Annotated in this window: 9 protein-coding genes and 1 pseudogene; 5 read left to right on the top strand and 5 right to left on the bottom strand. The window is 70.8% G+C overall.

Annotation, left to right across the window (positions count from 1 at the left end):
- Positions 1–88: 88 nt before the first annotated feature.
- Positions 89–3,398: pseudogene (locus tag WJ438_RS15810) on the top strand (S8 family peptidase).
- Between the two features lie 120 nt (positions 3,399–3,518).
- Here WJ438_RS15810 and WJ438_RS15805 read toward each other — a convergent pair.
- Entirely contained in the window at positions 3,519–4,637 is a 1,119-nt protein-coding gene (locus WJ438_RS15805) for a hypothetical protein (RefSeq protein ID WP_406725833.1), read from the bottom strand.
- 117 nt (positions 4,638–4,754) lie between these two features.
- On the opposite strand from WJ438_RS15805, the gene WJ438_RS15800 reads away from it, so the two are divergent.
- Positions 4,755–5,912 carry a cystathionine gamma-synthase gene (locus WJ438_RS15800; protein ID WP_406725832.1) on the top strand — a complete coding sequence of 386 codons (1,158 nt, stop codon included), beginning with the start codon at positions 4,755–4,757 and terminating at the stop codon, positions 5,910–5,912.
- A 40-nt stretch (positions 5,913–5,952) separates the two neighbouring features.
- Here the strand turns inward: WJ438_RS15800 and WJ438_RS15795 are convergent, their stop codons facing one another.
- The 3 genes from WJ438_RS15795 to WJ438_RS15785 all read right to left on the bottom strand — a co-directional run bounded on the left by WJ438_RS15795 (position 5,953) and on the right by WJ438_RS15785 (position 7,375).
- Positions 5,953–6,198 (bottom strand): hypothetical protein, encoded by a 246-nt coding sequence (locus WJ438_RS15795; protein WP_406725831.1) that lies wholly within the window; start codon positions 6,196–6,198, stop codon positions 5,953–5,955.
- Positions 6,195–6,701, bottom strand: a complete 507-nt coding sequence (locus WJ438_RS15790; protein WP_406729702.1) for a sigma factor-like helix-turn-helix DNA-binding protein — start codon at positions 6,699–6,701, stop codon at positions 6,195–6,197. Before WJ438_RS15790 ends, WJ438_RS15795 begins: the two co-directional genes overlap by 4 nt.
- Positions 6,702–6,865: 164 nt before the next feature.
- The gene (locus tag WJ438_RS15785) at positions 6,866–7,375 is read right to left on the bottom strand and encodes a MarR family winged helix-turn-helix transcriptional regulator (protein ID WP_406729701.1); all 510 of its coding nucleotides are present in this window, start codon (positions 7,373–7,375) and stop codon (positions 6,866–6,868) included.
- Between the two features lie 162 nt (positions 7,376–7,537).
- On the opposite strand from WJ438_RS15785, the gene ilvA reads away from it, so the two are divergent.
- From ilvA to WJ438_RS15770, 3 genes are all read left to right on the top strand, one after another.
- Entirely contained in the window at positions 7,538–8,767 is a 1,230-nt protein-coding gene (ilvA, locus tag WJ438_RS15780; RefSeq protein ID WP_406725830.1) for a threonine ammonia-lyase, read from the top strand.
- 189 nt (positions 8,768–8,956) lie between these two features.
- A complete protein-coding gene (locus tag WJ438_RS15775) occupies positions 8,957–9,937 on the top strand; it encodes an ATP-binding cassette domain-containing protein (protein WP_406725829.1) in 981 nt (326 codons plus the stop codon).
- Positions 9,934–10,788, top strand: coding sequence for an ABC transporter permease (locus tag WJ438_RS15770; RefSeq protein WP_406725828.1), 855 nt, complete (start codon positions 9,934–9,936; stop codon positions 10,786–10,788). Before WJ438_RS15775 ends, WJ438_RS15770 begins: the two co-directional genes overlap by 4 nt.
- 57 nt (positions 10,789–10,845) lie before the next feature.
- Here the strand turns inward: WJ438_RS15770 and greA are convergent, their stop codons facing one another.
- Entirely contained in the window at positions 10,846–11,343 is a 498-nt protein-coding gene (gene greA, locus WJ438_RS15765; RefSeq protein WP_406725827.1) for a transcription elongation factor GreA, read from the bottom strand.
- Positions 11,344–11,506: the final 163 nt, after the last annotated feature.

The following is an 11,506-nucleotide window of genomic DNA, read 5'->3' as shown; positions in this document are numbered from 1 at the left end:
GGGAACCTTGCGCAGACAATTCAAGAGAGCGCGCGCGACGGGCGCGGCCACGGTCGCCACGGCAGCCGCCGTGGCGCTCGTGGCGGGCATGACCGGCCCGGCGTCGGCGAACGGGGAACGGACGGCGACGGGCACCGCGGCCGGTACGGCCGCCCGGGCGTCCGGGCCGGCGCACACGAACGCGGCGCAGGCGAAGGCGTCGTCCTCGCCGAAGGCCAAGCACCGCGTCACCCTCATCACCGGTGACCGGGTCGCCGTGGACGCCAAGGGCCGCGTCGTCGGCCTGGAGCGGGCCAAGGGGAGGGAACACATACCCGTCCAGATCAGCAGGTCCGGCGGCCACACCCACGTACTGCCGGCGGACGCCGCCCGGCTGGTCGCGAGCGGCAGGCTCGACCGGCGGCTCTTCGACGTCACCGAACTCGGCAAGGCATCCCTCCGACGCTCCCAGCAGCGCGGCCTGAAGGTCATCGTCGGGTACCAGGGTCGCGCCGCCGCCGCGAAGTCCGACGTCCGCGACGCGGGCACGCTGCGCCGGACCCTCGGCGCCCTGAACGCGGACGCCGTGCAGACCCCGCACGAGGACACGCCCGACCTGTGGAAGGCGGTCACCGACGGCGACCGGACCGCGTCCGGCATCGCCCACGTCTGGCTCGACGGCGTCCGCGAGGTGGCCCTCGACAAGTCCGTCGCGCAGATCGGCACCCCCAAGGCGTGGGCCGCCGGCGACGACGGCAAGGGCGTGAAGATCGCCGTCCTGGACACCGGTGTCGACGGCACCCACCCGGACCTGAAGGGCCAGGTGACGGCGTCCAGGAACTTCACCACCGCGCCGAACACCGGTGACAAGGTCGGCCACGGCACCCACGTCGCCTCGATCGCGGCCGGTACCGGCGCAAAGGGCGGAGGCAAGTACAAGGGCGTGGCGCCCGGCGCCAAGGTCCTCAACGGCAAGGTCCTCGACGACGACGGTTTCGGCGACGACTCCGGCATCCTCGCAGGGATGGAGTGGGCGGCCGCGCAGGGCGCCGACGTCGTCGACATGAGCCTGGGCGGCGGAGACACGGCGGAGATCGACCCGCTGGAAGCGGCGGTCAACAAGCTCTCCGCGGACAAGGGCATCCTGTTCGCCATCGCCGCGGGCAACTCCGGCCCCGAGTCGATCGGTTCGCCCGGCAGCGCCGATGCCGCCCTCACGGTCGGCGCCGTCGACGACAAGGACAAGCTCGCCGACTTCTCCTCCACCGGCCCCCGCATCGGCGACGGCGCCGTCAAGCCGGACGTCACCGCGCCCGGCGTCGACATCACGGCCGCCTCGGCGAAGGGCAACGACATCGCCAAGGAGGTCGGCGAAGCAGGCCGGCTACATGTCCCTCTCGGGCACGTCGATGGCGACCCCCCATGTCGCGGGCGCGGCCGCGCTCCTGAAGCAGCAGCACCCCGACTGGACCCACACGGAGCTGAAGGGCGCGCTCACCGGCTCCACCAAGGGCGGCGCGTACACGCCGTTCGAGCAGGGCTCCGGACGGGTCCAGGTCGACAAGGCCGTCAAGCAGACGGTGATCGCCGACCCGGTCTCGGTGAGCTTCGGCGTCCAGCAGTGGCCGCACACCGACGACAAGCCGGTCACCAAGCAGCTGGCCTACCGCAACCTCGGCACCAAGGACGTCACCCTGAAGCTGACGTCCACCGCCACCAACCCCAAGGGCAAGGCGGCCCCGGCCGGCTTCTTCACCCTGGGCGCCACCACGGTGACGGTCCCCGCGGGCGGCAAGGCCTCCGTCGACTTCACCGTCAACACCCGGCTCGGCGGCACCACCGACGGCGCGTACTCGGCGTACGTGGTCGCGACCGGCGGCGACCAGACCGTCCGCACGGCCGCGGGCGTGGAGCGGGAGGCCGAGTCCTACGACGTGACGCTCAAGGTCCTCGGCCGCGACGGCAGGGCGACCGGCGACTACCTCGCCAGCCTGGACGGCCTCTCCGGCGCGGCGGCCGGCGAGTGGTTCATGCCCTACGACCCCGACGGCACCGTCACCGTCCGGGTGCCCAAGGGCGACTACGTCGTGGACACCGCGGTGTTCGTCGGCTCCGACCCGGAGAAGTTCGGCGGCGCCGACTGGCTCGCCCAGCCGAAGCTGAGCGTCACCAAGAAGACCACGGTCACGCTGGACGCCCGCAAGGCCAAACCGGTGAAGATCACCGTGCCGGACAAGGCGGCCAAGTCGGAGTTCGCCTCGGCCGACTACACCGTGGAGACGAAGAGCGGCGTCTACGGCTTCGGCTGGTGGCTGGATTCGTACGACGACTTCCGTTCCGCCCACCTCGGCCCGCAGATCACCGACGGCTCGCTGAGCCAGCAGTGGGACGCCCACTGGAGCAAGGGCACCAAGGCGCAGTACAGCACCGCCGCCGGCGGCAAGGTCAAGAAGCTCGCCACCGGCTTCACCCGTCACTACAAGGCGACCGAACTGGCCACGGTGAAGGTCGCCATGGGCGCCGCGGCGAGCGGCAAGAAGGGCACGCTCAGCGCCACCGGCTGGCTGCCGGGAAGTTACTCCGCATCCTCGGTCGCCCTCCCGCAGACCCTGCCCGGCACCCGCACCCTGTACCTGTCCACCACGGGCGGGGTGAAGTGGGGCCTCGACTTCGAGCAGCAGGGCGGTGTCGACGCCGAAGGCTGGCCGATCGTCGAGACCGGCTACACCCTCGGCGACGCACTGGCCTTCAAGGCCGGCAAGAAGTACTCTCGGACCGTGCACACGGCCGTCTTCGGGCCGCGTCTCACCTCGGAATTCGGCCTCTTCCGCGACGGCAACAGCATTTACGGGTCCGTCCCGCTGTTCGCCAACGGCAAGGGCAACCCCGGCTCCTCGCAGTTCACCTCGGTCACCACCAGCCTCTACCGCAACGGCACCAAGGCCGGCTCCCACGACGACCCGCTGTTCGGGGACGAGGAGTTCGCGGTTCCCGCCGGCGACGCCTCCTACCGGCTGACGACCTCGGTCAAGCGCAGCGCCAAGGTCGCCGCCGCGTCCACCCGCATCGACGCGAGCTGGACCTTCCGCTCCAAGAAGACCTCCGGCCTGAAGCGACTGCCCGCCTCCACGGCCCGCTTCCACGCGGTCACCGGACTGGACGGCAAGGTCACAGCGGGCAAGAAGGCCACCTTCCCGGTCACCGTCGAGGGCGCCGCCAAGGGCAAGAACCTCAAGTCCCTCGCGGTGTACGTCTCCTACGACTACGGGAAGACCTGGAAGAAGACCGACGTCAAGAAGGGCAGGATCACCGTCAAGAACCCCGCCAAGGGGAAGGCGGTCTCCTTCCACGCCAAGATCGCCAACAAGAAGGGCAACAAGTCGACGATCTCGATCTACCACGCCTACTACGGCAAGTGAGCCGCCCGCCGGCCCACTGCTGAGCACCGGGCGAGGGCCCGCCGGAAGCACACCTTCCGGCGGGCCCTCCGCATACGGGGCGACACGGGCTCGAGCCCTCAGCCGCCACGCGGACGGTCCTCAGTGCGGCAGTGTGGCCGGGCTGCCGCCGTTCGCTTCGTAGCCCGCGACCGCCAGGGCCCGGTAGACCGCGAACTCCGCGGCGGGATCGGGGGACAGGGTCCAGGGCAGCGCGCCGACGTGGCCGTCGATGTGTATCAGCTGGTTCATGGCCTCCGCCCAGCGCTCACCCCGGACCAGGAAAAACACCAGAAGGTGCCGGACGTGCGCCGCCATCGGGTCGTCGGGGCGGGCCGAGTGCACCGCGTGCAGCGCGCCGTGGACCGCCCTGGTCACCACCTGGCTCCGGTAGAAACCGCTGACCAGGTTCACCTCCGGCAGATGCTCGAACACGGCGAACAGCGGCATCGCGGCCAGCAGCGAACCCTGCGGTGCGCGTGCCGCCGCGGCCTCCGCGAACGAGTTCGCCAGCTCCCGCGAGCCGTGCCACTTCTCGCACCAGTAGTGCAGCGCGGCCAGATGCGCGCCCATGTGGGTCGGCGCGCGGTCCAGGATCTTCAGCCAGACCTGCTCGAAGTCCTTCTGCTCGTAGGCCAGTCCACGGGCCACCGAGAGCTCGACGATGTACGGGACCGGGTCACCGGGGGCCAGCAGCGCCGCCTCACCGCACGCCGCTTTCGCCTCCTCCATGATGATCCGGAACTCGTCCGTCCCCCGCGTCGCCGTACGCCACGCCTGCTGCACCAGGAACTCGGCGTGCACCGCCGCACCGCCCGCGTCCTTGGGCGCCTCGGCACGCCACACCCGCAGCCACTGCCCGCCCGGAGACTCACCGGCCCCGCCGGGCCGCGCGGCGAGCTCCAGCGAGGCGGCGCCCGCGAAGGCCTGCACGCGCTGCCAGCGCAGCTCGCTCCTCGCGTCCGTACCGGCCAGCAGCTGCTGCGCCCCGCGGTAGTCCTGGGTGCGCTGCACCAGGTCCAGGACATCCAGAAGGTCCTGGTCGGGGCCGGGCATGCGGATGTCCAGCTCCTCCTCGAGGGCGAAGCCGTAGTCCGCCGGGTCCGCCGCGTCCGGATGGCCGGGCGACACCTGCGCGATCCCGCCGCGCGCGCGCCTGAGGAACGGCACCACCACGAAGCCGATCATGACCAGCCCGAGCAGGACCAAGAGAATCTCCATGCCACCAGCGAACCAGATCGCGCCGACGATTGGCCAACCTGCCGCCCGATCTGCCGCCCGACCTGTGGGAAACTCCCTAACGCGTCATCCACCGCGCGCGGACTACCCTCGGTGCCCATGAGCGACAGGCATATCAGTCAACACTTCGAGACGCTCGCGATCCACGCGGGCAACACCGCGGACCCCCTGACCGGCGCGGTGGTCCCGCCGATCTACCAGGTGTCCACCTACAAGCAGGACGGTGTCGGCGGCCTGCGCGGCGGCTACGAGTACAGCCGCAGCGCCAACCCGACCAGGACCGCGCTGGAGGAGAACCTCGCCGCCCTGGAGGGCGGCCGCCGCGGCCTCGCGTTCGCGTCCGGACTGGCGGCCGAGGACTGCCTGCTGCGTACGCTGCTCAGCCCCGGCGACCACGTGGTGATCCCGAACGATGCCTACGGCGGCACGTTCCGGCTGTTCGCCAAGGTCGTCGCCCGTTGGGGGGTGGAGTGGTCGGTGGCCGACACCAGCGACCCGGCCTCCGTCCGGGCCGCCCTCACCCCGAAGACCAAGGCCGTGTGGGTGGAGACCCCCTCCAACCCGCTGCTCGGCATCACCGACATCGCCGCCGTCGCCCAGGTCGCCCAGGACGCCGGCGCCCGCCTCGTCGTCGACAACACCTTCGCCACGCCCTACCTCCAGCAGCCGATCGCGCTCGGCGCGGACGTCGTCGTGCACTCCCTGACCAAGTACATGGGCGGCCACTCGGACGTCGTCGGCGGCGCCCTGATCACCGGCGACGCGGAGCTCGGCGAGGAGCTGGCCTACCACCAGAACGCGATGGGCGCGGTCGCCGGGCCGTTCGACTCCTGGCTGGTGCTGCGCGGCGCCAAGACGCTCTCGGTGCGCATGGACCGGCACAGCGAGAACGCCACCAAGGTCGCCGACATGCTCAGCCGGCACGCGCGCGTGACGAGCGTTCTCTACCCGGGGCTGCCGGAGCACCCCGGCCATGAGGTCGCCGCCAAGCAGATGCGGTCCTTCGGCGGCATGGTCTCCTTCCGCGTGGAGGGCGGCGAGGAGGCGGCCGTCGAGGTCTGCAACCGGGCCAAGGTGTTCACGCTGGGCGAGTCCCTGGGCGGTGTCGAGTCGCTGATCGAGCACCCCGGGCGCATGACGCACGCGTCCGTGGTCGGCTCCGCGCTCGAGGTCCCCGGCGACCTGGTGCGCCTCTCCGTGGGCATCGAGAACATCGACGACCTGCTCGAAGACCTCCAGCAGGCCCTCGGCCGGTAAAGCCGCGAGGGGGCTCCGGTCCGGTTCGCACCCGGCCGGTTCACCAGCCCGTCAGGGGTGGAGTCGTCTCCGACGGCGGCTCCACCCAGGGGTGCGCGGTCAGCGCCCAGATCACGAAGGCCAGGCCCGCCGCGAGCATCACCAGCCACCACACGCGGCGGGCGAGCGTCCTGCGCCGCAGTATGCGGGCCCCGCGGCGCACGGCGTTCGCGTGCAGTTCGGGCGGCACCGGCGGTGGTGCCTGCTCCAGCAGCCGTCGTACGGCCGCCTCACGGTCCCGGCTCATGACGACACCGCCTTGACGCCCCGCGCCGCCGGAGCCGGCGCGCGCCGCCGCTGGTGCAGTACGGCGGTCGTCGCGCGGTCGCAGATCGCGCGGACCCGGTCCGCGGACAGGCCGAGCAGGGCCGCCGTCTGCTCCTCGGCGACACCCTCGTAGAGCCGCAGCACCAGGATCAGACGCTCCTGCGGGCCGAGCCCGGCCAGAGGGCTCGCGGGGTGCGGCCGGGAGCGGAGCAGGCCGCCGTGCTGGTGCCAGGCGGTACGGGCGAAGCGGGTGGCCAGATACCGGCGGGCCCGGTCGTAGGGGTCGTCACCGCGCAGCCGGTCCCAGCACGCGTACGTGTGGGCCAGCGCCAGGGTCAGCAGGCGCCGCGCGCGGAGGTTGTCGTCCCGCGCCTCCGCCGTGAGCAGGGTGGCGGCGTGCAGCAGCCGCCCGGCCGCGCCCGCGACGAACGCCTCGAACTCGCGGGCCCGGCGGGCCTCCCGGGACGCATGCCCTTGTAGCAACCGCGCCTCCCGCACGACCCTGCCAGAGCCGGTCCCGGCCGCGTACGGCCTTCGGCGGGCGCGTGCGACGGGACCCGATCTCATCTGAGGGCAGGGCCTCCCCGGGGTCAAGAGCCGCGCACGGCTCAGCGCACCGACTGCCCGGCCCCGGGCCTTTTTCTGGATCAGGACTCCGACCGGCCGCCCTCCGGCCCCGGTGCACCCTGAACCGACATCCGCGCGGAGAGCGCGCCGTTGAAGCGCGTGAGGAGCGCGCAGAACACCTCGCGCTCCTCCGGCGCCCAGTCGCGGGTCAGGTCAGCCATCAACTGGCGCCGTGAGGACCGCACTTCCTCCAGGCGCGACTTCCCGCGCGGAGAAAGCTGGAGCACGACCGCCCGGCCGTCCTCGGGGTGCGAGGTGCGCTTGACAAGTCCGGTGTCGACCAGCGGGGCCACCTGCCGGGTGACGGTCGACGAGTCGATGCCCATGCTGGCGGCGAGCGCCTTGACACCCATCGGGCCTTCGTTGTCGAGGCGGTTGAGCAGCAGATAGGCGGCGCGGTCCATGGAGTTGCGTACCTGGCCGACGCCGCCGAGCCGGGTCTGTTCGGCGCGCCGGGCGAACAGCGCCACCTCGTGTTGCAGCGTGTCGAGAAGACCGGTGTCACCGACGGTCGTCATGTCCATCGACATGTCAGGTGTAGTGGGCATGGCCGGAGGCTCACTTCGTGGAGGGCTGCTCATTGGGGGACAGAGTACGCGGCTGGGGGGCCGGTCGTACCGGCGCTGCGCAAAGCCGCATCCGTGGATTTGTCACCGTGCTCTCCGTCGGCCGTGGACTGCGATGCTGGAGTCATGAGCTACGGCACGGCTGACTCCTTGCGCACCGTCACGCCCGACGATGTGCGCGGCGCCCGGAAAATGCTCGCGGGTGTGGCGAGAGTGACCGCGATGGAGAGCAGCAGGCACCTGTCCCGGACGGTGGGCACACCGGTGCACCTCAAGTGCGAGAACCTCCAGCGGACGGGTTCGTTCAAGCTGCGTGGCGCGTACGTCCGGATCGCCGGGCTGCTGCCCGAGCAGCGCGCCGCCGGGGTGGTCGCCGCGAGCGCCGGCAATCACGCGCAGGGCGTCGCGCTCGCGTCCTCGCTGCTCGGGGTGCGGTCGACGGTGTTCATGCCGAAGGGCGCCCCGCTGCCCAAGATCAGCGCCACCCGGGAATACGGCGCCGAGGTGCGCCTGTACGGGCAGGTGGTCGACGAGGCGCTGGCCGCCGCCGAGGAGTACGCGGCCGAGACGGGCGCCGTGCTGATCCACCCCTTCGACCACCCCGACGTCATCGCGGGTCAGGGCACCGTGGGCCTGGAGATCCTGGAGCAGTGCCCCGAGGTGCGCACGATCGTCGTCGGCATGGGCGGCGGCGGGCTGATCGCCGGGATCGCCGTCGCGGTGAAGGCGCTGCGGCCGGACGTACGGATCATCGGGGTGCAGGCGGCGGGCGCGGCGGCGTATCCGCCCTCGCTGGCGGCCGGGTATCCGGTGTCGGTGCGCAATCCGGCGACGATGGCCGACGGCATCAAGGTGGGGCGGCCCGGCGACGTGCCGTTCGGGATCGTCGGGCACCTGGTGGACGAGGTCCGCACGGTCACCGAGGGCGAGCTGTCCGCCGCCCTGCTGCTGTGCCTGGAGCGGGCCAAGCTGGTCGTCGAGCCGGCCGGGGCGAGCCCGGTCGCGGCGCTGCTGAGCCGCCCCGACGCGTTCGACGGCCCGGTCGTCGCCGTGCTGTCGGGTGGCAACGTCGACCCGGTGCTGATGGAGCGGGTGCTGCGGCACGGCATGGCGGCGCAGGGCCGCTACCTGGCCGTTCGGCTGCGGCTGGCGGACCGGCCGGGCGCTCTCGCGTCGCTTCTCGGGGCGTTGTCGGTGGTGGACGCCAACGTCCTCGACGTGAGCCATGTGCGGACTGATCCGCGGCTCGGGCTCACGGAGGTGGAGGTCGAAGTGCACCTGGAGACGAAGGGCCCGGAGCACTGCGCCGAGGTCGAGCAGGCCCTGCGGGACGCGGGCTACAGGGTCATGCACTGACCTGACATGACCCCTCGTCACTCGTTCGTGGAAATACATCGAGAGACGCGACATATCGCGTTATGATGTGTCTCGTGCGACCTCATCCCCGGCCCCGGTCCAGGTGCGGCATGATCGGCAGGGTGCGTTCGGAGCAAAACGTGCATCCATAGGCTTTTCGGAAGAATCCCCGATGACGTGGAGACTCATATGCCAGGCGCCATCTATGCCGAAGGTCTGGTGAAGGCCTTCGGAGACGTAAAGGCACTGGACGGCGTCGACCTCGACGTCCCCGAGAGCACCGTCCTGGGCCTGCTCGGGCCGAACGGCGCGGGCAAGACCACCTCCGTCCGCTGCCTGACCACCCTGCTGCGGCCCGACCGCGGCAAGGCGGTCGTCGCCGGTATCGACGTGCTCAAGCACCCCGACGCCGTGCGCCGTTCCATCGGCCTGTCCGGCCAGTTCGCGGCGGTCGACGAATATCTGACCGGCCGCGAGAACCTGCAGATGGTCGGGCAGCTCTACCAGATGAGGGCGAAGGCGGCGAAGGCACGCGCGGACGAACTGCTGGAGCAGTTCCACCTCGCGGACGCCGCCGACCGCACCGCGAAGACCTACTCCGGAGGCATGCGCCGCCGGCTCGACCTCGCGGCGGCCCTCGTCGTCTCACCGCCCGTGATGTTCATGGACGAGCCGACCGCCGGCCTCGATCCGCGCAACCGCCAGCAGTTGTGGGACGTGATCAAGCAACTCGTCTCCGGCGGTACGACACTGCTGCTGACCACCCAGTACCTGGAGGAGGCCGACCACCTCGCGCACGACATCGCGGTGGTCGACCACGGCCGGGTCATCGCCCAGGGCACCTCCGACCAGCTCAAGGCCCGCACCGGCGGTGAACGCGTCGAGGTCGTGGTGCACCAGCGCGAACACATCCAGACCGCCTCGGAAGTCCTCAACGGCTTCGGCAAGGGCGACGTCAAGGTCGAGGACCACATGCGCAAACTCACCGTGCCCGTCACCGGCGGTGCCAAGCTCCTCGCCGAGGTCATCCGCGAACTCGACGTCCGCGGCATCGAGATCGACGACATCGGCCTGCGCCGCCCGACCCTCGACGACGTCTTCCTGTCCCTCACCGGACATGCCGCCGAGGCCGACGACGACGGCGAGAACACGAAGGAGGCCGTCAAGTGAGTCCCGTCACCGCCGCCGTGCGGGTCGCGGCACCGGGCAACCCCGTCACGCAGTCGATCCGGGACTCCCTGATCGTCGCCAAGCGGAACCTGATCCGGATGGCCCGGATCCCCGAAATTCTTATTTTCGGGCTGATTCAGCCGATCATGTTCGTAGTGCTGTTCAGCTATGTGTTCGGGGGCTCGATCAATGTCCCGGGTGCGGGCCTCAGCCCTTCCGGATACCGCGAGTTCCTGATGGCCGGCATCTTCGCCCAGACCGTCACCTTCGCCACCGCCGGAGCCGGAGCGGGCATCGCCGAGGACATGCACAAGGGGCTCATCGACCGCTTCCGTTCTCTGCCCATGGCCCGCGGCGCGGTGCTCACCGGCCGCACCCTCGCCGACCTGGTGCAGACGGCGCTCACCCTGCTGGTCCTCGCGGCCGTCGCCGTCCTGGTGGGCTGGCGCACGCACGAGAACTTCGGCAAGGTGCTGGCCGGATTCGGCCTGCTGCTCCTGCTCGGCTACGCGTTCTCGTGGATCGGCGCGCTGATCGGCCTGTCGGTCCGCACCCCGGAGGCGGCCACCTCCGGCGGCTTGATCTGGCTGTTCCCGCTGACGTTCATCTCGAACGCGTTCGTGCCTGCGGAGAACATGCCCTCGTTCCTGCAGACCCTCGCGAACTGGAACCCGTTCAGCGCCACTGTGCAAGCCTGCCGCCAGCTCTTCGGCAACCTCCCGGCGGGCTATCCGGTGCCGGACGCCTGGCCCATGCAGCACCCGGTGTGGGCCTCGCTGATCTACTCCGTCCTGATCATCGTGATCTTCAGGACGCTCGCCGTGCGCAAGTACCGCTCGGCGACGGCATGACGAAGCCCCCGGCATGGCGCCGGGGGCCCGTCTCGGCCTGGAGCCGTGAGCTGTGGGTCAGCCCTTGTACGGCTCGGCATTCAGGATCTTCACGGACGCCGTCTTGCCGTTCGGCAGCTCGTACTCCACGGTCTCGCCGACCTTGTGGCCGGACACCCCGGCGCCCAGCGGGGACTGCGGTGAGTACGTCTCGATGTCCGCACTCGCGTACTCGCGCGAGGCGAGGAGGAAGGTCAGCGTGTCGTCCTCGTCGCCGTCGAAGGCGATCGTCACGACCATGCCCGGCGCCACCGAGCCGTCGGCCGCCGGCGCCTCACCGACCTTGGCGCTTTCGAGGAGCTGGGTGAGCTGCCGCACGCGGAGTTCCTGCTTGCCCTGTTCCTCCTTGGCCGCGTGGTACCCGCCGTTCTCCCGCAGGTCGCCCTCCTCGCGCGCGGCGGCGATCTTGGCGGAGATCTCCGTACGCGCGGGACCAGTAAGGTATGCAAGCTCGTCCTTGAGCTTGTTGTACGCCTCCTGCGTCAGCCAGGTGGCGTTCTCGCTGGTCTGGGTCACTGGTGCTCCTCGTAGGTACTGGGAATACAAAGCAACGCCCTCCCTGAAGGATGTTCCTCCACGGATGGGCGAAACCACGAGCCTAACAATTCAGCGACCGAAGGGGGAGGACATATGCCATCAGAACTGGTTTCCCGCAGGTCAGCGGCCCTGTATTGCTCGC

The sequence above is a fragment of the Streptomyces sp. GD-15H genome, from assembly GCF_045291515.1.
Lineage (GTDB): Bacteria > Actinomycetota > Actinomycetes > Streptomycetales > Streptomycetaceae > Streptomyces.
Note: the sequence above shows the minus strand (reverse complement) of the source record. Positions and strands in the feature narration are given on the sequence as shown.